The organism is Fictibacillus norfolkensis (genome assembly GCF_014836645.1).
GTDB lineage: Bacteria > Bacillota > Bacilli > Bacillales > Fictibacillaceae > Fictibacillus > Fictibacillus norfolkensis.
In genome coordinates, this window is record NZ_JACSQM010000004.1 from 192,642 (window position 1) to 213,044 (window position 20,403).

Sequence of the window (20,403 nt, forward strand, 5' to 3'; positions counted from 1 at the left end):
GCATGTAAGCTCCCTTCAAAAAAAGATTATAGATAGTATAAGATAAATGAAAACGGAGATAAAATGAAAGGCTCTTTTCTAACAGATTGTTGCTATTAAATCCTTGTCTTCTTTGACAGTTGTTTGGAGTGGAAGGTGCGTGCCTACCACATGAGATACTTCTTGCAAGGCATGCGGCGAGGAAGCTTACTACGGAGTATCACTTGTAGACGCAGGAGCAAGGAACCGCCTGCCCCGCGGAAAGCGAGCATCTGGAACGGAAATCAACTACTACCAAAAGCAACGAAGCTTTCAAAACAGACAGAATGAAAGAAACCCTTCCTGTTTTTAGAGGAAGGGTGAGTTATTTTCTGCGTCTAGAACGCTTCTTTTTTTCTTCTCTGTTGTGTTCTTCAACAGTGGCTCCTTTTTCTGTCAGCCAGTGGATAAAAACAAGCTCTTTGTCAGTAAGAGATCGTTTCGTAAACTTTTCAAACTGAACGCGCAATTCAAGGTATCTTTGGGAAATTTCTACTTCGGTCACACAAATCCCTCCCTAAATCTAGCTCTAGCTTCTACTTAGATGATAAAGAGTAAGTAAAGGGCTTGTCAATTTTTTCTAATCGTCAATTTCTGCAGAGAAAATGAGAGAATTGGTGCAAAATAACGAAAAGGAGTTGGTTTGATGAAGATTTCTATCAAATTATTCTGCTGGATCATGGCCAGTTTTCTAGTGTTTAGTTCACTTCCGTATACAGTCTCTGCAGAAAGTCCAAGGGTACAAGAACCTGCTTATGCAAAATGGGGCAGACTCGCTGTTTTCGAAACAGGGAAACGCTACCCCGATTATGATATCGTAGATTATTTATATGTTGGACGAACGACTGTTCAAAATGAAGATATTGTCGAAAGATTTAAGCTGTGGATCAGGAAAGGTGCTTCAGAAAAGGGAGTCATCATAACGATTACGTTAACTCCGAATGGTGTATTTAAGGGTATTTCATTTCAAGAGACAGCCCGTTAACGAATCAGTTCATTCTTCCTAATTCCTCTGAACGTTGCACCGCTTTTTTGATACAAGCTAAAAAAGCGTCTTGGACTCCGTGTTGGTCCAGTTTACCGATTCCTGCCTCAGTCGTGCCGCCAGGACTGGTTACTTTTCTTCTAAGCTCGATTGGAGAATCTGTTGTTTGTTTAAGCATAAGAGATGCACCTAAAAGCGTTTGAGAAATTAAAGTCTTTGCTTCTTCTTCAGAAAGATTTAATTCTTCAGCCGCTTTTTGCATGGCTTCAGCGATATAGTAAACATAGGCAGGACCGCTTCCAGAGAGGCCTGTAACGATATGAAGTTTTTCTTCAGGGACAAGAGTAACCGTTCCGATCGTCTCAAACAGCTCGAGAGATTTTTCAATATGGAATTGCTCTGCATATATTCCTGAGGAGAGTGCAGTAGCGGAATATCCGATCGATGCGGAAGTGTTTGGCATCGCTCTCATTATAGGGTTATTAAGATGAAGCCAGTTTGTTAGCGTTTCAGTGGATATGCCAGCCATAACAGAAATGATCAGCTGATGACTCTTAACAAACGGCTTGATGGTGTTAACCGCATTGTGCGCATCCTTTGGTTTTACCGCAAGAATTATAATATCTGCACCAACGATCGCATCTTCTATCGTTGAAGCGGGTACTACACCATACTTTACTTGTAGCTCGTTTACTCGTTGTGTATTGCTTCGATTTTTTATCGTGATCAGATCAGCTTGCCATTTCTCTTTTTTGATCAATCCTTCCATAATGGCCTCAGCCATCGATCCGGCACCAATAAACGTTATCTTTTCTGTTCCCACGGGTGATCCCTCCCAGAATTTTTGAGTATAAAAAAACTCCCAGTCCTAAATATAAAGGACGGATGGGAGTGATCCGTGGTACCACCTTTGTTGGCATGATTGCTTGCCCGCTCAAGATGTCTTTATCGCAGAACTGCGCCAGATTTCTCTAGACTGCTCCAGGGCAGGTTCAGTAATTCCTTTACGGTGAAATCTTGCAGCCTATGGATTTCACTCTCTAAACGGAGGAGATTACGTACTAATCCCTTTCAACGCATTTATTTATTGGCCATAATTGGCATTTCTTTTATATTTTAAAAAACATTATGCTATGATTTCTATATGTATGTCAACTAGTTATTTTATTTTGGAGGAAAAGATGACTCAAAAAACAGCAATTATCCCGATTACGCTTCCTACACCATTTGATGTAGGTCCTGTAAACTGTGTCCTCCTAAAAAGTGATGCGGTTACGCTTGTTGATTCCGGAGCAAAAACCGAAGAAAGCAGACAACAGCTCATCTCTATCCTTAAGGATCATGGACTCACTTTTAAAGATTTAGATCATTATATCTGTACCCACTACCACCCTGATCATGCGGGTCTATCAAAAGAGATCCAAGAGAGTGGTGTAGAGACCCTCATGCTTAGAGAAGCCGTTCCTTATGTTAGTGGCGACCGTGAATTTATTGAACAGGGAGAAACGTTTTATACCAATCTCTATCATTCTTTTGGGGTGCCAGATGCTCTTGGAAGAATAGAACTTATAAAGCTGCGGAAGTATCGTACGTTCTCAAGTGCGTTTGTTCCAGACACCCTGCCTTTACCTGGTGATGAAGTGCCTGGTCACGAGGGATTCACCTTTTTAAAGACGCCCGGACATGCCCCAGACCATCTTTCTCTCTATCATGAAGAAGACGGTCTCTTAATCGGTGGGGATGTGCTGCTGCCTCATATTTCGTCTAATGCCCTGTTAGAACCGCCGGCTTTGAACGAAACCGAGCGGCCAAGAACATTGCTTCAATACCGAGAGACATTGCAATACCTATACACGCTGAACTTAAAAACAGTATACCCTGGACACGGCGAGCCCTTTACGAATGCAGCACAGTTGATCACAAAACGCTTACACGATCATACCGAGCGTGCAAAGACGCTTGAACATCTGTTGAGCGATGAGCCGTTAACCGTTTTTGAACTGTGTAGACGTCTATTTCCAAAATTATATGAAAAGCAACTCGGATTAGTAGTTTCCGAAGTTGTGGGACACCTCGATCTGCTTCAATCAGAAGGAAGAGTGCGAGTAGAGGAAGAGAACAAGATATCACATTATCGGAGAACAGGAGTTATAAGATGAGTACATTACAAAATAAAGTGGTGTTGATAACAGGAGCATCAGGGGGACTCGGCGCTCACCTTGCTATGGATGTGGCTAAAAAAGGAGCAACGCCCATCCTTACTGCAAGAAGAGAAGATCAGCTAAAAGTGGTGCAGGAAGCGATCTTAAAAGCTACGAATGTAACAGCGCCTTATTATATTTTAGATGTTTCGAACACAGACAGCGTTGAGGAAGTTCTTTCAACGATCCTTAGTGAACATCAAAACATACATATTTTAGTGAATAACGCGGGTTACGGCATTTTTGAAGAGTTCGTTGATTCGCCATGGAGAAATATCGAAGGGATGTTTTCAACGAACGTTCTTGGGCTGATGGCTTGTACGAGAGCTGTTCTGCCTCATATGCTTCAAAGAGGAAGCGGCCATATCGTGAATATTGCTTCTCAGGCCGGTAAGATTTCAACGCCAAAATCCAGCGTGTACGCAGCAACGAAACATGCTGTGTTAGGATTCTCAAACGGGTTGCGTTTGGAAGTCGCACACAAAGGGGTAGACGTGACAACCATCAACCCTGGACCAATCGCAACCAACTTCTTTACACTTGCTGATCAGTCTGGCAATTACGTCAAAAACGTTCAAAAGCTAATGCTTCAGCCTTCGCATGTCTCAGACAAAATTGTTAAAGCGATGGAGCGTCCCGTTCGTGAGATCAACCTGCCATGGTGGATGAACGTAGGAAGTACCATGTATCAAGTGATGCCAAAATTGATCGAAACACTAGGCGGGAAATCGTTCAGACAGAAATAAGTTACGATAATCTTATTATGTAAACAAAAATGAGAGTTATAAGACTTTTGGAGCTGGTGATGGAACTTGTGGATTGAAGCCAGAAACTCGTGGATTACAGTCCGAAACTCATGGATTACCGCTTAAAATCTCATCGATCACAGTCCAAACTTCTCACACCAGCATCGAAAAATAAGCAGGTTTCCTCACCAAAAGACGAAACCTGCTTATTTATTTGTAAAATAGGCATACACAACGTCCTGAATAATGCTGTAAACTGCCTCATTTTGATCTTCCTCATGCATCTGGCGCAACACTTTTTCTTCTAGATTTCTCCATTCTTCATCTGTTAATATACAGTCTTCTTCTTCCCATAAATAATTCTTTAACGATTGTTGGATCATTTTTCTTATCAATAAGCGGTTCATTTCTTCACCTGACTTTCCTTTTAAATCCTAGACTTTTGGCTCGAAAACGTCAATCTGCAAAATTTGCTGAAAAAATTACCATTGTTATAAGAACATACATTCGGTTAAAATGGGTATACATATAAAGAACAGATGTTCGCTAATTGGTGAAAGGGGTATGTCGAATGAACTATGATGAAATGCCTAAGCGTACGATCCTATGTATGGACATGAAAAGTTTTTATGCAAGCTGTGCTGCTGTTCGCTTAGGGTTAAATCCGCTGACATGTCATTTGGCAGTAGTAGGGGATACGGAAAGACAGGGAAGCGTTGTGCTTGCAGCATCACCAAGACTAAAGGCTGATTTTGGTATTCGAACAGGCAACCGTCTGTTTGAGATTCCAAAAAATAAAAACATTATCGTTGTAAACGCGCAGATGGCTTATTTCCTAGAAAGATCGATGGAGATTACGATGATGCTGCATCGATACGTTCCACCAGAGTCGATCCACACATATAGCGTGGATGAAAGCTTTCTTCAAGCTGACGGAACAGAAAGGTTATGGGGGAGCGCACAAGACCTTGCTGAGAGAATTCGCCGTGACATCTGGCGAGAGTTTGGATTGCCGTGTGCGATCGGAATCGGTCCGAACATGCTCATGTCAAAGCTTTGTCTCGATCTTGACGCGAAGAAACAAGGAGTAGCGCAGTGGGGGTATGAAGATGTGGAGAAGAAGTTATGGCCACTATCCCCGCTAAGCCAGATGTGGGGAATCGGATCAAGAGTAGAGCGGACTTTAAACAGGATGGGGATTGTAACAGTCGGTGACCTCGCGCATTATCCTCTCGAACTTTTAGAGAAGAAATTCGGGATCATGGGAAATCAACTCTATCATCATGCATGGGGCATCGATCTGTCTGAAATCGGTGCGCCCATCATGCAAGGCCAGGTCAGCTACGGAAAAAGCCAGATTTTACTTCGGGACTATACGGATTTAACGGAGATCAAACATGTCATTTTGGAGATGTGTGAAGAAGTGGCTAGACGTGCGAGAAGAGCTAGAAAAGCGGGACGGACGATCAGTTTTGGATTAGGATACAGCAAAGATGAGGGTGGCGGCGGCTTTCATCGTTCTAAATCGATCAATCAGCCATCTAATATTACGATGGAGCTGTATGAAGTGTGTCTAGAGCTTCTTCAAACCTTTTATCGGGGAGAGACGGTGCGTAAGATTTCAATCGCTCTTTCTAACGTCTGTGAAGATACAGAAACACAGCTTACTTTGTTTTCTCTAGACCATCCAAAGAAAAGAAAGATCGGCTATGTTATGGATGATATTCGGCAAAAATACGGCTCTAACTCTCTTCTGCGGGCTGTTTCTTACACAAAAGGAGGAACAGCCTTATACAGAAGCCGACTTTTAGGCGGACATAAAGCATAAGGGGGCGGAAGAACGGTGATTCGTGACAGAGGAACGATTAAGTGGACGGCGATGATGCTGCCGGAGCATGTGAAAATGTTAAGAGAGCATCAGGACGGTCTGGACTATGGAAGAAAGCCAGAGTTAGATGAACAAAAGTACGAAGAATTTAATGAGACAATCTGTGTTGCGATGGAAGAGAACCAAGCGCTAAAATTTACGTATTTTGAAATAGGCAGGGCGCTCGTGCTTATAGGCCATGTGCATTATATAGACGAATATAAAAAAGAGTTAAGGGTGCTCGATGAAGAGAAAAGGATGCATATCTTAAAAGTGACTGATATTATGGACGTTGAATACGCATAGACACATAAGAAATATAGGCGTGAAAAAAACAGCAAAAACTAACACTGAAGATAGTTTTTGCTGTTTTATTATCCAAAGATTTGCGTCAAGTAAATCATGATCAAGAGCCCGGCAATAAAGGATAATGTAGCGGATCGAGCGTGACCATCACCATGGCTTTCAGGAATGAGTTCTTTATAGACGATAAAGAGCATGGCACCGGCTGCAAAGGAAAGGCCATAAGGTACAAGATTCTCTACATAAGATGTGAGCACATATCCAAGCAAAGCCGTAACGATCTCAACAGCACCTGTTAATGTTGCAATAAGGAAAGCCTTAAATCGATTCATATTTTGATGAATGAGGAAAAGGGCTACTAACAGACCTTCTGGTGCGTTTTGAAGTCCGATCGCAAATGCGATCAAACCGCCTAGGCCTGTATTCTCACTAGCATAACTAACCCCAACAGAAAGACCTTCCGGCAGGTTGTGCAACGTGATAGCAGCAATGACAAGAAACGCTTTAGCATCGATGCCCTTAAAAATCTTAGAATGATCAAGATCAACGTGCGGGACGAACCTTTCTAAAAGTAAGAGTGTTAAAGTACCGAGTGTGATACCAATCGTAAGTACCGTTAAGTTTGATAGTTCAAGAGCTTGAGGAATCAAGCTGAACGTTGAAGCAGCGACCATGATACCTGCGGTAAGAGCAAGCAGTATGTCGCGAAACCGGTGTGTTACCTGAGACCAGAAAAGAACAGGCAGTGCACCAAAACCGGTTGCTAATGCAGATAAAACACTTCCAAATAAAGCAGCTTCCATTCTGTTACCCACCTTAGTCAAATATCCAATTTTATAAAAATAGTCATATGGCTCTTTTAGTATACCGCCAAATCCTTTTTAATAGAAGTAAGCGCCATTTTCCTTTTTAAAAAGCGCTTCTATTGGAGAAATAAGAAGGTGACAATTTGAAAGTCATAATCATTGACCCGGGCCATGGAGGTAATGATCCAGGAGCGGTAAACAAAGAGTATTTTGAAAAAAAATATAATCTGGCAATCGCCAAAAAGATACAAGCTACTCTTCAAAACAACTATGAAGTGACGGTCGTCATGACTCGAACAGGTGATACAACCGTATCATTAGAAGAAAGAACAAATCTAGCAAACAGCAAGAATGCAGAGCTGTTTGTTTCCATCCACCAGACCATCGGTGGAGGAGAAGGCTTCGGAAGCTACGTACATCCGCGTGCAGGTGCTGAAACGAAAAGGATACAAGGTGTTTTACATGCCTCAGTCGCGGCTGTTATGAGCAAGTACGGTGCGCGAGACAGAGGGCAAGAACAGGCTGATTTTCACGTGCTTCGTGAAACGAAAAAGTCTGCTCTCTTATTAGAAGTACTTTTCATGGATAATGAGAAAGATTTAGCTCTTTTAAAAAGAGAAGATTTTCAAAATGACGTGTCTATAGCAGTTGCAAAAGGAATCGCACAAAGTCTTTCTCTTCCAAAAAAACAGGTACAGATTACACAAACACAAATCTTCAATGTGATCGCAGGTGCGTTTGAACAAAAAGAGAATGCGGTTGCTCGTGTTTCACTACTAGCGAAACAAAACGTTACAGCCTTTATTGACGAAATAAACAGCGGAAACAAAACCTATTACAGAGTTCAAGCCGGAGCTTTTCAGAATAGAGAATACGCAGAGAATTTTGCTAAAAAGATACGTTCAGAAGGTGTCACAGATGCTTATGTGGTAGAGAAAACGCCCCTAGTCCAGGAACCACCAAAGCCAAATCCGGAACCGCCAAAACCAGCGCCTCCAAAGGGCTTAACGATACAAGGATCATCGTTGCTATCTGCAGAAGAGATGGATCAATTTGTAAAGAAAGTCAATCCGAACGCGCCATCTGTAGCTGCTCTTTATGTTCAGATCGGACAAGTATACGGGATCAGAGGGGATGTAGCATTCGCTCAGGCCATTCAAGAAACAGGGTACTTCCGTTTTGAAGGCAGCGTCAAGGCTTCTCAGAATAACTATGCAGGAATCGGTGCGACAGGTAAGAACGAATCAGCCGTGTTTAAGACTCCCCAAGAAGGCGTTTTAGCACACATACAGCACTTGTTTGCTTATACGTCTGCACAGCCTCTACCTTCCCAATATCCTCTCGTTGATCCTAGGTTTCAGTATGTCCAAAGAGGCAGTGCTGTGACTTGGGCGCAGCTGAACGGCAAATGGGCGATTCCAGGTACAACGTACAGTACTATGATATTGAATATTTACAAAAAAATGCTAAATGAAGCGAGAATCCCGTTGCAAACAAGAATTAACTCTCTAAATGCAACGTTGAACGAGTTATAATAAACCGTGTGATTCACGAGTGTTTCTTCTTAAACAGGAAAAAATAAGGCTTCGCATGGGATTGGATTTCATGCGAAGCCCTTAATTTATTACAAAATCATCATAATCGTGTGGTCTCGAAAAAGCATGCATCCTAGTGCGGTGCGCAGATCACGTCACCACACTATTGTTGTTTTTAGTAGTTTTCAACTCACTCTGTTGGCTTTTTGCAGTAAGGAAGAATTAGCCAAATAGGAGTTCGGTGTAATAAGATAATAATAAGAGCAATAAGATTAAGATTTACAGCTTGCAAATAGTCCGGAAGAAAGTATCTTTTCTTTTAGCTCAGTATTAGGTGGATCGCAAATAAATTCAACAAAATCCTCTGGATAGATAGACAACGCGATGATACCGAGAAAGCTCTTTCCGTCAGCTGTTCGATCTCCTTTTTGTAGATAGATGGATTCTGTAAAACTGCCTGTTATTTCAACAAGTTTAGCAGCACGTTCTGCATAAATAGGGTGAGTTGCTTTTACGATCATACTCAATAACCTCCTTTGCCAATCACACTATGTATGGATATGTGCATAAGAAGGAAAAATGCTAACTAAATGAAACTTTCACATGGAGGAAACATGAAACTTACAAAAAAGTGGCTATATTTTACGTTATTGGTCGCAGGCTTAATCATTTTGTTTCTCTGGCTGCAAAAAAATTATAAGGGATTTAGTCCTGAAGAATTTAGAAATTGGATTGTACAGTGGGGATGGATCGCACCTTTTATCTTTGTTGTCCTATATACAGTGAGGCCGTTTGTGTTATTTCCATCTTCCATATTTGCCATTACAAGCGGTTTGTCGTTTGGTTTTTATTGGGGTTGTCTGTATACATATCTCGGATCACTAGGAGGAGGACTCCTAACGTATTTTGCGGTCAACCGCCTTGGCCGTTTTAAGAAAAATAAACAATGGAAAAACGAAAACTACGAAAAAGTACGAAACAAGATTGAAAGAGAAGGAATTCGTTTCGTTTTATTATTGAGACTGCTGCCGGTATTGAACTTTGATCTCGTCAGTTACTTAACCTCCTTAACAAAGGTAAAGTTTAAAGACTATGCGATTGCTACTGCAATAGGGATCATTCCGGGAACAATCGCTTATACGTATTTAGGTACATCCATGACTTCTGGAAGCAAAAAAGTCGTATGGATCGGCACAACTCTTTTATTTGTCCTTGTCGGTCTACCCATGATATTTAAGAAGAAGATGAAGGCAAAGGTAGGGTTGTAGAAATTAAGAAGGTTGCTCTGGAGGTAAGATCAGACTCATAGCTGACTCAGCATCAGCACCTTCAACGATATAAAGAAAAGAATCTCCTTCTTTTAACGTTAAAAAGAATGCTACGAGCTGTGATAATCCTGTGGCTTGAATGGTAATACCATCTTTACTTAAAAATAGCTGGCTGTTAAGTCTCTTAGCAGAATGCATAATCTCAATGGCTTTACTCACTGTATATTTAGCGGTCACGAGCACTTTTTGAGAGCAGATTTGTTTCATAATCTGAAGCCTCCTGTATGAGATGATTGCTGATATATTTCCCATAAGTAGAGGGGCCGAAACAAGGTCTTTAGTCCCGATGTGCAAAATGATGGAAAATATGTAGTGCTTTCGAATAAAGGGTACATATTAAAACGACATATTCAGCTGAAATGGAGGAGGCTGTAGAGGCACGGAGGTAGAAAGGGAAACAGACCAATATAAGAAAAAAAGAGTACAGCTGGCATTTGAAAGCCGGGCTGTACTCTTTTTTTTATGAATTTAATTTTGCTTTCTCACGTTTTGCCTGTCTTCTGAAGAATAATTCATATAGAACAGGTACGATGATCAATGTTAATAGTGTAGAAGTCGTTAGACCACCTATTACAACGATCGCTAATCCTTTAGAGATCAGTGTTCCTGACGACGTTGTCAATGCAAGTGGAATTAATGCTGCAATTGTCGCAAATGCTGTCATTAATATCGGACGTAAACGAGTTTTACCAGCTTCTAGTAACGCTTCGCGAACTGGCATACCTTTGATTTCACGGTTTTGTCCGATGCGGTCTACCAATACGATCGCATTCGTCGTAACGATACCGATCAGCATGAGTATTCCGATCATCGCACTTACAGACAATGGTTCGTTGATCAAGAATAATCCTCCGATTGCTCCAACAGGAACGAATATGAGGGAAGAGAGGATGATAAACGGAATACGTGCTCGACCAAAAGTGATCAACATCGTTAAGTAAACGAGGCCGATCGCAACCAGCATCGCAAGACCAAGGTCTTTAAACGTATCCATCGTTTCTTCGCTTCCTCCGCCACCTTCTGTTGATACAGAAGAAGGAAGGTCTACATTATCTTCAACGCCTTTAATAACGTCTTGTGTTACTTTTTGAACGTTGTCTCCTTTTACTTGCGCAGAGACTTGCGCATAGATCTTACCATCAAGCTTTTGGATTCCAGTTACTGTGTCTTTCTCTGTTACCTCAGCAACATCTGAAATCTTAACAGGGCCAGATGAACCAAACACAGTTAGATCCTTGATCTCATCAAGAGATTTTACAGATTCATCATATTCAACTTTCACATTCTTTTGATCGCCGTCTAATGTAAGTTCTCCTACTTCAACAGGTTTCGTTACATCTGAAACAGCTCCTAGAATAGCGAAGCCTGATACGCCTTTTTCAGCTGCTTTTTCGGTATCAATGTCAACAGCCCATTGTTTTTGCGTATCTTTAAAGTTGTTGGATACATACTTGATCGAATCAATCGTCTTCATGTACTCTTCAACTTCACTTGCTGCTTTTTGCAGATCTTCTAAGTTGTTTGAATATAGATCAATATTGACTTCGTTGTTAGCTGGAGGCCCGCCGCTTGAAACTTCCTGCAAGCTGATTACAGTTCCTTCTGCTTTTTCGTCTGTGATCTCTTTAATATCTTTTTCTAGCTCTTTTAATTCTGTATCAATGTTTGCTTCTTTTTTGAGGTTAACAAAATAGTTGGCAACATTTTGACGCTTAAGACCGGTTTGGAAATCACGAGAACCGATACCAGCTGTAACATCTTCAATCGTACCACGCTTAGAGAGGTACTCTTCAACTTCTAAAGACACTTCATTCGTCTTTGTTACGTTTGTACTTGCAGGTAATTCAACGTTAATCGTTAATGTTTTTTGCTCTTCATTCGGCAGGAACACCATTCCAAGTTTTGTTGCAAGGAAGAAAGATCCGCCTAAAAGAATGAATGAAGTGAGAAGAACTAGAACTTTATGGTTCAATGAGGCTTTGATCAATTTTTCATAACCACGCTGCAATGGACCATCGTTCTTTTCTGGTTTAACGGTTTTAAACGCATATTTTGCTAATATAGGTACGATTGTAACAGCAACAATTAATGATGCTAATAATGCGAATACAACGGTTAAAGCAAACGGTAAGAAGAACTCACCAGTGATACCACCGACTAGACCAAGCGGCAAGAATACTACAACGGTAGTAATCGTAGAAGATACGATCGCTTTTAAAATCTCGCGTGTAGAGTCAATGATCAGCTCATCACGGTCGTAATCACCATCCGTTTTACGGATTCTTCTAAAGATATTCTCGATAACCACGATACTATCATCTACAACACGTCCGACGGCAACTGCCATTCCGCCGAGTGTCATAATATTTAATGTGATATCAAGACGGTCTAGGAAGATAGCTGACACGAGCAGTGAAAGCGGGATCGAGATGATCGCAATGATTGTTGCTCTAAAGTTTCGAAGGAAGATAAGTACTGCTAATGAAGCGAATAATGCTCCAAATAATCCTTCTTTAACAAGTGTGTTTACAGAGTCTTTAATACCTTCTGCCTGGCCGAAACCAACAGCATAATCTAACTTATCATCGTATTTATTTTTGTTCAGGACTTCTAGCACTTTGTCAGCGACCTCGACCGTATTTGCATCTTGTTTCTTTGTTACGGCCATAGAGAGTGAAGCTTTTTGGTTATATCTTGTAATCTCACTAACATCATCTGTTTCTTTAACTTCAGCAAGATCACCAAGCTTTAAGCTTGCTGGTGCTTGAGGTGCTTGTGCTCCACCAGGTGCGCTTTGTCCGCCTGGAGCACCGCCTCCAGTTCCCGGTTGAGCAGCTTCACCAGGTGCTCCTCCGCCAGCTCCACCTGGAGACTGAGCAGGTGCGCCTTGACTTGAGGAAATTGTGATTTCCTTAAGCTCCGCAACCGTATCCACCACTTCTTCAACCCGAACTGGGACTGTGATCGAGTCATCGGTTACGGTACCAGCAGGGAATGAAAGGTCACGGCTGTTGATCGCTTCTTTAACGGCGTTTAAAGTGATGCCGGCTTCTTTTGCTTTTTCTTTATCAAGTGTGATCGAGACGAATGTTTCTTTAACACCGCCTACAGATACGTTGTTCACACCTTGAATCTTTTTAAGTTCTGGAACCAATTCGTCATTAACGAATGGTTGAATGTTTTCTCCTTCTTTTTCAGGGAATAGAGAAATATTGTAGATAGGAATGGTTCCAAATGAGAAACGACTTACCTCTGGTTCTACATCTTCAGGAAGATCCGTTTCTGAAATAATGGATTTGACTTGATCTTCTACTTCATCCATATTTGCGGTGAAAGGGAAATCCATACTGATAATAGATATACTTTCGTTTGAAGAACTCTTAACGGTTTTTACATCCTCTACTTGCTTCAATTGAGTTTCAAGTTTGTCTGTTACTTGCTCGTTCACATCTTCAGGAGATGCTCCTGGATAAACGGTTTGAACAGTCAGTTGTGGAAACTCAACATTTGGGAGTAGGTCCACTTTTAAATTCGTGAACGAGAAGACTCCACCAACAATGAGTAAAAATGAAAAGATGAATATTGCTACTGGATTTTTTAAACTAAATCGTGTTAACCAGTTCATTGTTTCCTCTCCTACGTATGTTTTTATTTTGCATATGTGTATTTTCACATATGTTTATCTATAATATAATAGCTGTATAAGATTTATATCAAGTATTAAGGATAAAAAAATTGTGAAAAATGTGTTACAATGCAAAACAGTACAAAAAGAAAGAAGGGTATCACATGGCGTTAAGGTATGCGCTGTTAGGTTTATTGGCGAAAAATGAAGCAACAGGTTACGAGTTAACACAGCAATTTAAAGAAACAGTTATTCATTTTTGGACAGCCCATCACACGCAGATCTATAGAGAACTTTTAAAGATGGAAGAAGAAGGACTCACACAATCTAAGACCGTACAGCAAAGTGATTATCCAGATAAGAAGATATATGCGATTACGGATAACGGTTTTGAACAGCTGCTAGAATGGATGCTGAATAAACCAGTAAATGCACCAAAGCTAAAAGACGATCTGTTGTTAAGGGTGTCTATGTTTCATTTTATCCCTACCGACAAAGCGATAAACTTTTTAGAGACGAGTAAGAACCATCATAAAATGGGTTTAGAGATGACAAAGCAATGGTTAGACGATCATTTTCCGAACGGTACGTACAAAGAGAATGAGTTGGGTGAATATCTAACGATTGAATTTGCCATACGATACATGGAGAGCTGGTTGTCCTGGTGTAATTGGGCAATAAAAGAATTAAAAAAGAAGGGTGAGTTAGAAAAATAAATGGAAATCGTATTTACTGACACAGCATTAGAACGTTTGGAAAAAAAGATGCAAGGTAATGCAGGTTATTTAAAACTCAAACATGATACAGAAGGCTGTGGCTGCGTTGTGAGTGGTGTAGCTGCCCTAGTCCTAGTTGATCAAACAGAAGACAACGATACAAAAATTGAGACGAATGGTCCAGATCTTTTCATGGAGTACAATACAGCAGTTTTCTTTGCTGAAAAGATGACGATTGATGCTCCAGCAGGCAACCACTTTTCATTAAAAAGCCCTGGAGAAACGCTGAATCCATCAATGAAATATTACGATAGAACGGAACAAAACACGGGCATGTAAGAAGCCCGTGTTTTGTTTGTTAATGCTGAGGAACGTTTTTTAACAGTTGAAACTGCTTGCTTGAAACAGGTTTTGAAAGAAGAGGGGATATGTAGGCGGCTGCTTCAAGCAGTTTATCAAGATGTATACCTGTTGATATTCCCATTTGAGAAAGCATGTAAACAACGTCTTCAGATGCCACGTTGCCTGAGGCTCCGGGTGCAAATGGACATCCGCCAAGGCCGCCTGCAGAAGTATCGAACCGGTCGATGCCAGCTTGAAGACTCGCAAAAATGTTTGCGAGAGCCATTCCTCTCGTATCGTGAAAATGAGCGGTTAAGAGTGTTGTTCCACGCAGATGATGCTTTAACAGTGTAAACAGTTCAAAGCACTCTGATGGATTAGCCATACCGATCGTGTCTGCCACACTCAGTTCATCAACTCCCATCTCCTCAAAGTCCAGGCAAATTTTTAAAACATCCTGTTCATCGACCTTTCCTTCGAACGGGCAATAAAAACTGGTAGAGATACAAGCCCTTACAAAAAATCCTCTGCGCTTTAAATCTTGAATCAGAGGTCTTAATTCATTCATGCTCTCTTCTGTTGATTTGTTAATATTCTTCTTGTTGAATGTGTCACTGACACCGACAAACACCGCAATATGCTTCACTCCAGATTCAACAGCTAAGTCGATTCCTTTTTGGTTTGGAGCGAGCACAAAGTTTCGTTGATCGTCTAGGCAGCTATCGATAATTACAGATGCATCTTGCATTTGAGGAACCCATTTCGGTGAAACGAACGAAGTGAGCTCCATTTCTTGAAAACCCGCATTTTTTAGAAGTGAAATGAATTCTATCTTATTCTTTGCAGGTATTAAATTTTTCTCGTTCTGAAGGCCATCTCGCGGCCCGACTTCTATAAGCGTAACTCGTTCAGGTAAGTCCACTAATGTAAACCCCTTTCTTGAAAACGTTTTCCTAATGTTATTTTAACTAAAAAAAATCGTCTGTTGCAACACATTTAACTTGTTATGGTATGATAAAAAGGAATTTTCAGAAATTTAAAAAGAGATCTACAAGGAGGAGACTAGTCATGGTTTCAAGGGAGAGAGATGCCGTAGTTGTAAGCGCTGTCAGAACGCCGATTGGAAGCTTTATGGGAAGCTTTAAAACGGTTGCGGCAACAGAATTAGGAGCAATCGCGATTAAAGATGCATTAAAAAAAGCGGGTATCCCACATGATTCAGTAGATGAAGTCATCATGGGAAATGTTCTGCAGGCTGGACTCGGACAGAACCCGGCCCGACAAGCGGCTATTAAAGCTGGTTTGCCGAACGAGGTATCGAGTATGACGATTAATAAAGTATGCGGTTCAGGTCTCAAGGCGATCCATCTAGCGTGCCAAGCGATCTGGCTAGACGAAGCAGATATTATCGTTTGCGGTGGAATGGAAAACATGAGCCAAGCTCCTTATCTTTTGAACGGAGCAAGAGATGGACTTCGAATGGGTAACGCTCCTATGGTAGATTCCATGATTCAAGACGGATTATGGTGTGCATTTGGTGATTATCATATGGGAATTACAGCTGAAAATCTATGTGAGACCCACTCATTGTCTCGTGAAGAGCTAGATGAGTTCGCAGCGGAAAGCCAAAGAAAATGTGCACAAGCTCAAGAACAAGGGAAATTTAATGACGAGATCACACCTGTTGAAATTCCTCAACGTAAAGGTGATCCGATAATAGTTGATACAGATGAATATCCGAAGCCCAGTTCGACGGCTGAAAAGTTAGGAAAACTTCGCCCGGCATTCAAGAAAGATGGCATGGTTACGGCGGGTAATGCGTCAGGCATCAATGATGGTGCAGCAGCACTTGTTGTGATGAGCAGAAAGAAAGCCGAAGAACTAGGACTGAAACCGATTGCCGTCGTAAAAGCCAACGCGAGCGCGGGTGTTGCACCAGAAGTGATGGGTATCGGACCAGTGGAAGCCGTTAAGAAAGTGTTAAAGAAGACTGAGTTAAGTATGAATGACTTTGACCTTGTTGAAGCAAATGAGGCATTTGCGAGTCAGTCGTTAGCGGTTGGCAAGGATCTTGAATTTGATAAAGAAAAATTGAATGTGAACGGTGGAGCGATCGCACTCGGGCATCCAATCGGAGCAAGTGGTGCAAGGATTGTCGTGACATTGCTTCATGAGATGAAACGCAGAAATGCAAAACGAGGTCTTGCAACGCTCTGTATTGGTGGTGGCCAAGGGGTAGCATCGGTTTTTGAGAACGAAGAAAAATAAATGATTGATTATAGACAATGATCGCATGAAAAGGAGAGAGAAAAATGAAACCAATATTGAACTCAGCACTTGAAGCTGTAGCAGATATAAAAGATGGGTCTACTCTTTTAGTAGGGGGGTTCGGGCTTGTTGGAATTCCTGAAAACTTAATCTTAGCACTAGTAGAAAAAGGAACGAAAGATCTTACCGTCATTTCGAACAATTGTGGAGTGGACGATTGGGGTCTTGGTCTTCTATTAAAAAACAAACAGATCAAAAAGATGGTAGGTTCTTACGTAGGTGAGAACAAAGAGTTTGAAAGGCAAGTATTATCAGGTGAGATTGAAGTAGACTTGATTCCACAAGGTACACTTGCTGAAAGAATTAGGGCAGGCGGTGCAGGAATTCCAGCGTTCTACACACCTGCTGGAGTAGGAACACCGATTGCTGAAGGAAAAGAAACACGTACGTTTAACAATAAAGAATATCTGCTGGAAGAAGGAATTGTAGCTGACTTCAGCTTGATTCGCGCAGCAAAAGGAGATAAAGCAGGGAACCTGATCTATAACAAAACAGCTCGTAACTTTAATCCGATGATTGCAGCGGCAGGAAAAGTGACGATTGCTGAAGTGGAAGAGATTGTTGAGATCGGTGATCTGCACCCAGATTACATACATACACCAGGAGTTTATGTTCAAAAGTTGATTGTCGGAGCACAAGAAAAACGCATTGAACGACTCACTGTAAAACAAGGGTAAGAGGAGGGAGACCATTATGAATATTAGAGAAAGAATTGCTAAAAGAGCCGAAAAAGAAATCGAATCAGGATTCTACGTAAATTTAGGGATTGGAATGCCGACGATGGTTGCCAACTTTATTTCCGATAATAAAGAGGTCGTTCTACAATCAGAGAACGGACTTTTGGGGATTGGGCCTTATCCCCTTGAAAGTGAAGTTGACCCCGATCTGATCAATGCAGGGAAAGAAACAGTAACGGCAATTAAAGGCGCTTCTTATTTTGACAGTTCTGAGTCGTTTGCCATGATCCGCGGAGGTCACATCGATATCGCGATACTAGGCGGAATGGAAGTTTCAGAGAACGGAGATCTAGCCAACTGGATGATTCCAGGAAAGATGATAAAAGGAATGGGCGGTGCGATGGATCTTGTGCATGGAGCAAAGAAAATCATCGTCATCATGGAACATGTGAACAAAGCAGGTGACAGTAAGATCTTAAAACAATGTCAGCTTCCCCTAACAGGAAAAGGTGTCGTAGAACGAATCATCACCGACCGTGCTGTCATGGACGTTTCTGATAAGGGTCTCGTGTTAAGAGAAGTAGCGGGAGGATATTCCGTTGAGGATGTAGTGAATTCCACCGAGGCAAAACTATCTTTTGCAGAGGATGTTAAGTTAAACGCTTATTAAGGTAAGTCCTTGTGAAATTTATTTAGTACATGAAAAAGATTCGTGATCCATACAAGGTTCTAAATCTTTTAAATAAAGAGGTGCAATCACATGGCTATCTATATCATAGATGGGGCTAGAACGCCGTTCGGATCATATGGGAAATCCTTGACCGGTGTGAATCCGACAGACCTAGGTGAGATATCTGCAGTAGAGGCGATAAAACGTGCTAACATTTCTCCAGCAGATATAACGGATGTAGTTTATGGTAATGTTATTCATTCGAGCAAGAATGCCGCATATGTAGCGAGACACACTGCTTTAAAAGCAGGAGTGCCATCAGACGTTCCTGCCATGCTCGTTAACCGCTTATGTGGATCCGGCATGCAAGCAGTCGTTTCAGCCATGCAGAACCTACGTGATCAGGAAGAAGGAATTGCGCTTTCTGGAGGCATTGAAAATATGTCACAGTCGCCACACGTTTCTTTTCACCACCGGTTTCATAATCAAAAATTTGGCCCGATCACGTTTGATGATATGCTTCTTCAGACGTTAAGTGATGAATACATCGGGTGTGGCATGGGTATAACAGCTGAAAATTTAGCTGATCAATATACCATTTCAAGAGGAGAGCAAGATGAGTATGCAAGTCTCAGTCATAGAAAAGCGGCTGAAGCAAGAGAGAGTGGAAGATTTACAAAAGAGATCGTTTCAGTACCTTTAAAAAACGGAGCTCTTTTTACAGAGGATGAAGGGATCAAACCTGAAACATCTGTTTCTTTGCTTGGAGAATTGAGGCCATCTTTTCAAAAAGACGGAACAGTTACAGCAGGAAATTCTTCTTCTATTAACGATGGCGCCGTGTCACTTATTCTTGCTCACGAAAAATCGGTCAAAGAGAAAGGTTTAAAACCGATCGTAGAGATTGTTTCTTGGGCAGTAACGGGCGTCGATCCATCGGTGATGGGAATTGGCCCTGTACCTGCGATTCAGAAACTGCTGCAAAAAACAGGTCTTTCCATCGATGACATTGGTTTGTTTGAAATAAATGAAGCGTTTAGTTCTCAATACTTAGCTGTAGAAAAAGAACTACAATTAGATCGCGAAAAAACAAATGTAAACGGAGGAGCGATTGCACTCGGTCACCCTGTAGGTGCGAGTGGTGCAAGGCTGTTGCTTACATTGAGTTATGAAATGAAACAGCGTCAAGAAAAGTATGGAATAGCGAGCCTTTGTATTGGCGGTGGGCAAGGAATCGCGATGTTACTAAAACTAGTATAAAAAAAGTCCCGTGAAGCGATATCGCTTCACGGGACTCTTTAGATTGAATCATGCTCGGTGCGTTTCGTAGATTTCAGCAGGAAAAAGAGAACGTAAGGACTCTGACTCCGCTTCACTTAAAGGTGTAGATTCAAAGGTTTTAATATTTTCTAAAAGTTGTTCAACAGAGCTTGCACCAGCAGCCGCAGTTGCCACCGGCTTTTGTTGCAACACATATTGCAGAGCTGCATGTGTGATGTTTTTATCACCTAAGACATCTTTAGACTTCTTGATCCTTTTTTGTATGTCAGTGCCGGTGTAATGAAGAAACTTGCCATCAGCACTCTTTTGAAATGCTTTTTCACTCAACCATCCTTTTGCAACAGGACCTCTTGCGATAACGCTTATATCCTTTGACGCGAGAAAAGGAAACAGTTCTTCAGGACGTCTATCCAATAAACTGTATTGCATCATGATGCTTTGAATATTCGAGTGCTCTGCAAAATATTTAATTGTGTTGGGCCGTATAGATGAAATACCATAATAACGGATATATCCTTCAGAAACGAGTTCATCAAAAGCCTCGATCGTTTCATCTAGAGGATCATCAATCGTCCCTCCGTGAAGCTGGTAAAGGTCGATATAATCGGTTTGCAGACGTTTCAGACTGTCTTTTAACGCAGATTTAATATATGTTTTAGAAGGATTCCACTTCCAGCCGTCTCCAGGTTGACTCCAATCGTTCCCGCCTTTTGTTGCAAGAATGATGTCTTGTCTAACATCTTTTAGTGTTTTCCCGATAAACTCTTCATTCCATCCAAAGCCATATAGATCCGCTGTGTCAAAATAATTAATGCCATGATCGAGCGCTGTCTTCACGATTTTCTCGTTCTCGTTTCCAAGCTCAGGAGCAAGTGACATACATCCTAAGCTCAGTTCACTCACATACAGATCAGAAGAACCTAATCTTCTTTTTTTCATTCTTTTCACCTCAACTTCATTCAATTTGTTTCTGTT

22 protein-coding genes and 1 other annotated feature are annotated in these 20,403 nt (G+C 41.4%); of the genes, 13 read left to right on the plus strand and 9 right to left on the minus strand.

Annotated features, from left to right (window positions below):
- Positions 1–343 precede the first annotated feature (343 nt).
- On the minus strand, positions 344–523 hold the full coding sequence (locus H9648_RS11135) for a hypothetical protein (protein ID WP_144699210.1): 180 nt from the start codon (positions 521–523) through the stop codon (positions 344–346).
- 141 nt (positions 524–664) lie between these two features.
- Here H9648_RS11135 and H9648_RS11140 point away from each other — a divergent pair, with 141 nt between their 5' ends.
- On the plus strand, positions 665–1,003 hold the full coding sequence (locus H9648_RS11140; protein WP_225218852.1) for a DUF3889 domain-containing protein: 339 nt from the start codon (positions 665–667) through the stop codon (positions 1,001–1,003).
- 4 nt (positions 1,004–1,007) lie between these two features.
- Here H9648_RS11140 and proC read toward each other — a convergent pair whose 3' ends face one another.
- A complete protein-coding gene (gene proC, locus H9648_RS11145; RefSeq protein ID WP_191753894.1) occupies positions 1,008–1,826 on the minus strand; it encodes a pyrroline-5-carboxylate reductase in 819 nt (272 codons plus the stop codon).
- Between the two features lie 51 nt (positions 1,827–1,877).
- Positions 1,878–2,087: a binding site (T-box leader), on the minus strand.
- A gap of 97 nt (positions 2,088–2,184) precedes the next feature.
- Between proC and H9648_RS11150 the strand changes: the two genes are divergently transcribed.
- A complete protein-coding gene (locus tag H9648_RS11150) occupies positions 2,185–3,162 on the plus strand; it encodes an MBL fold metallo-hydrolase (protein ID WP_191753895.1) in 978 nt (325 codons plus the stop codon).
- The gene (locus tag H9648_RS11155) at positions 3,159–3,950 is read left to right on the plus strand and encodes an SDR family NAD(P)-dependent oxidoreductase (RefSeq protein WP_191753896.1); all 792 of its coding nucleotides are present in this window, start codon (positions 3,159–3,161) and stop codon (positions 3,948–3,950) included. Before H9648_RS11150 ends, H9648_RS11155 begins: the two co-directional genes overlap by 4 nt.
- A 206-nt stretch (positions 3,951–4,156) precedes the next feature.
- Here H9648_RS11155 and H9648_RS11160 read toward each other — a convergent pair whose 3' ends face one another.
- Positions 4,157–4,357, minus strand: a complete 201-nt coding sequence (locus H9648_RS11160) for a YqzH family protein (protein WP_191753897.1) — start codon at positions 4,355–4,357, stop codon at positions 4,157–4,159.
- Positions 4,358–4,521: 164 nt separating this feature from the next.
- Between H9648_RS11160 and H9648_RS11165 the strand changes: the two genes are divergently transcribed.
- Positions 4,522–5,778 carry a Y-family DNA polymerase gene (locus tag H9648_RS11165; RefSeq protein WP_191753898.1) on the plus strand — a complete coding sequence of 419 codons (1,257 nt, stop codon included), beginning with the start codon at positions 4,522–4,524 and terminating at the stop codon, positions 5,776–5,778.
- A 15-nt stretch (positions 5,779–5,793) separates the two neighbouring features.
- Positions 5,794–6,123: a YolD-like family protein gene (locus H9648_RS11170; RefSeq protein ID WP_191753899.1), complete on the plus strand. Its 330-nt coding sequence runs from the start codon at positions 5,794–5,796 to the stop codon at positions 6,121–6,123.
- A gap of 68 nt (positions 6,124–6,191) precedes the next feature.
- On the opposite strand, the gene H9648_RS11175 is transcribed toward H9648_RS11170, so the two are convergent.
- Positions 6,192–6,923, minus strand: coding sequence for a ZIP family metal transporter (locus H9648_RS11175; RefSeq protein WP_137788969.1), 732 nt, complete (start codon positions 6,921–6,923; stop codon positions 6,192–6,194).
- Between the two features lie 146 nt (positions 6,924–7,069).
- On the opposite strand from H9648_RS11175, the gene H9648_RS11180 reads away from it, so the two are divergent.
- Positions 7,070–8,461 (plus strand): N-acetylmuramoyl-L-alanine amidase, encoded by a 1,392-nt coding sequence (locus H9648_RS11180; RefSeq protein WP_191753900.1) that lies wholly within the window; start codon positions 7,070–7,072, stop codon positions 8,459–8,461.
- Between the two features lie 272 nt (positions 8,462–8,733).
- On the opposite strand, the gene H9648_RS11185 is transcribed toward H9648_RS11180, so the two are convergent.
- Positions 8,734–8,982 (minus strand): HPr family phosphocarrier protein, encoded by a 249-nt coding sequence (locus H9648_RS11185; protein ID WP_191753901.1) that lies wholly within the window; start codon positions 8,980–8,982, stop codon positions 8,734–8,736.
- Positions 8,983–9,075: 93 nt separating this feature from the next.
- Between H9648_RS11185 and H9648_RS11190 the strand changes: the two genes are divergently transcribed.
- The gene (locus H9648_RS11190) at positions 9,076–9,729 is read left to right on the plus strand and encodes a TVP38/TMEM64 family protein (RefSeq protein ID WP_191753902.1); all 654 of its coding nucleotides are present in this window, start codon (positions 9,076–9,078) and stop codon (positions 9,727–9,729) included.
- A gap of 3 nt (positions 9,730–9,732) precedes the next feature.
- On the opposite strand, the gene H9648_RS11195 is transcribed toward H9648_RS11190, so the two are convergent.
- Both H9648_RS11195 and H9648_RS11200 read right to left on the minus strand, forming a co-directional pair.
- On the minus strand, positions 9,733–9,996 hold the full coding sequence (locus H9648_RS11195) for an HPr family phosphocarrier protein (RefSeq protein WP_191753903.1): 264 nt from the start codon (positions 9,994–9,996) through the stop codon (positions 9,733–9,735).
- A gap of 253 nt (positions 9,997–10,249) precedes the next feature.
- The gene (locus tag H9648_RS11200) at positions 10,250–13,414 is read right to left on the minus strand and encodes an efflux RND transporter permease subunit (protein ID WP_191753904.1); all 3,165 of its coding nucleotides are present in this window, start codon (positions 13,412–13,414) and stop codon (positions 10,250–10,252) included.
- Positions 13,415–13,578: 164 nt separating this feature from the next.
- Here H9648_RS11200 and H9648_RS11205 point away from each other — a divergent pair, with 164 nt between their 5' ends.
- Positions 13,579–14,130 carry a PadR family transcriptional regulator gene (locus H9648_RS11205; protein WP_191753905.1) on the plus strand — a complete coding sequence of 184 codons (552 nt, stop codon included), beginning with the start codon at positions 13,579–13,581 and terminating at the stop codon, positions 14,128–14,130.
- On the plus strand, positions 14,131–14,469 hold the full coding sequence (locus H9648_RS11210) for an iron-sulfur cluster biosynthesis family protein (RefSeq protein ID WP_191753906.1): 339 nt from the start codon (positions 14,131–14,133) through the stop codon (positions 14,467–14,469).
- Positions 14,470–14,488: 19 nt separating this feature from the next.
- Here the strand turns inward: H9648_RS11210 and H9648_RS11215 are convergent, their stop codons facing one another.
- Positions 14,489–15,394, minus strand: a complete 906-nt coding sequence (locus H9648_RS11215; RefSeq protein WP_191753907.1) for a hydroxymethylglutaryl-CoA lyase — start codon at positions 15,392–15,394, stop codon at positions 14,489–14,491.
- Positions 15,395–15,540: 146 nt separating this feature from the next.
- Between H9648_RS11215 and H9648_RS11220 the strand changes: the two genes are divergently transcribed.
- From H9648_RS11220 to H9648_RS11235, 4 genes are all read left to right on the plus strand, one after another.
- Positions 15,541–16,740 carry an acetyl-CoA C-acetyltransferase gene (locus tag H9648_RS11220; protein ID WP_191753908.1) on the plus strand — a complete coding sequence of 400 codons (1,200 nt, stop codon included), beginning with the start codon at positions 15,541–15,543 and terminating at the stop codon, positions 16,738–16,740.
- A gap of 44 nt (positions 16,741–16,784) precedes the next feature.
- Positions 16,785–17,477 carry a CoA transferase subunit A gene (locus H9648_RS11225; protein WP_191753909.1) on the plus strand — a complete coding sequence of 231 codons (693 nt, stop codon included), beginning with the start codon at positions 16,785–16,787 and terminating at the stop codon, positions 17,475–17,477.
- Positions 17,478–17,493: 16 nt separating this feature from the next.
- On the plus strand, positions 17,494–18,147 hold the full coding sequence (locus H9648_RS11230; RefSeq protein ID WP_191753910.1) for a CoA transferase subunit B: 654 nt from the start codon (positions 17,494–17,496) through the stop codon (positions 18,145–18,147).
- 90 nt (positions 18,148–18,237) lie between these two features.
- Positions 18,238–19,407 (plus strand): thiolase family protein, encoded by a 1,170-nt coding sequence (locus tag H9648_RS11235; protein WP_191753911.1) that lies wholly within the window; start codon positions 18,238–18,240, stop codon positions 19,405–19,407.
- 48 nt (positions 19,408–19,455) lie between these two features.
- Here the strand turns inward: H9648_RS11235 and H9648_RS11240 are convergent, their stop codons facing one another.
- Positions 19,456–20,367, minus strand: a complete 912-nt coding sequence (locus H9648_RS11240) for an aldo/keto reductase (protein WP_191753912.1) — start codon at positions 20,365–20,367, stop codon at positions 19,456–19,458.
- Positions 20,368–20,403 lie beyond the last annotated feature (36 nt).

Excerpts from the sequence above, each read along its gene's own strand:
- H9648_RS11140 (WP_225218852.1), top strand. The coding sequence starts at position 665 with ATGAAGATTTCTATCAAATTATTCTGCTGGATCATGGCCAGTTTTCTA.
- H9648_RS11150 (WP_191753895.1), top strand. The coding sequence starts at position 2,185 with ATGACTCAAAAAACAGCAATTATCCCGATTACGCTTCCTACACCATTT.
- H9648_RS11155 (WP_191753896.1), top strand. The coding sequence starts at position 3,159 with ATGAGTACATTACAAAATAAAGTGGTGTTGATAACAGGAGCATCAGGG.
- H9648_RS11160 (WP_191753897.1), bottom strand. The coding sequence starts at position 4,357 with ATGAACCGCTTATTGATAAGAAAAATGATCCAACAATCGTTAAAGAAT.
- H9648_RS11165 (WP_191753898.1), top strand. The coding sequence starts at position 4,522 with ATGAACTATGATGAAATGCCTAAGCGTACGATCCTATGTATGGACATG.
- H9648_RS11175 (WP_137788969.1), bottom strand. The coding sequence starts at position 6,923 with ATGGAAGCTGCTTTATTTGGAAGTGTTTTATCTGCATTAGCAACCGGT.
- H9648_RS11185 (WP_191753901.1), bottom strand. The coding sequence starts at position 8,982 with ATGATCGTAAAAGCAACTCACCCTATTTATGCAGAACGTGCTGCTAAA.
- H9648_RS11190 (WP_191753902.1), top strand. The coding sequence starts at position 9,076 with ATGAAACTTACAAAAAAGTGGCTATATTTTACGTTATTGGTCGCAGGC.
- H9648_RS11195 (WP_191753903.1), bottom strand. The coding sequence starts at position 9,996 with ATGAAACAAATCTGCTCTCAAAAAGTGCTCGTGACCGCTAAATATACA.
- H9648_RS11200 (WP_191753904.1), bottom strand. The coding sequence starts at position 13,414 with ATGAACTGGTTAACACGATTTAGTTTAAAAAATCCAGTAGCAATATTC.
- H9648_RS11205 (WP_191753905.1), top strand. The coding sequence starts at position 13,579 with ATGGCGTTAAGGTATGCGCTGTTAGGTTTATTGGCGAAAAATGAAGCA.
- H9648_RS11210 (WP_191753906.1), top strand. The coding sequence starts at position 14,131 with ATGGAAATCGTATTTACTGACACAGCATTAGAACGTTTGGAAAAAAAG.
- H9648_RS11220 (WP_191753908.1), top strand. The coding sequence starts at position 15,541 with ATGGTTTCAAGGGAGAGAGATGCCGTAGTTGTAAGCGCTGTCAGAACG.
- H9648_RS11225 (WP_191753909.1), top strand. The coding sequence starts at position 16,785 with ATGAAACCAATATTGAACTCAGCACTTGAAGCTGTAGCAGATATAAAA.
- H9648_RS11230 (WP_191753910.1), top strand. The coding sequence starts at position 17,494 with ATGAATATTAGAGAAAGAATTGCTAAAAGAGCCGAAAAAGAAATCGAA.
- H9648_RS11235 (WP_191753911.1), top strand. The coding sequence starts at position 18,238 with ATGGCTATCTATATCATAGATGGGGCTAGAACGCCGTTCGGATCATAT.
- H9648_RS11240 (WP_191753912.1), bottom strand. The coding sequence starts at position 20,367 with ATGAAAAAAAGAAGATTAGGTTCTTCTGATCTGTATGTGAGTGAACTG.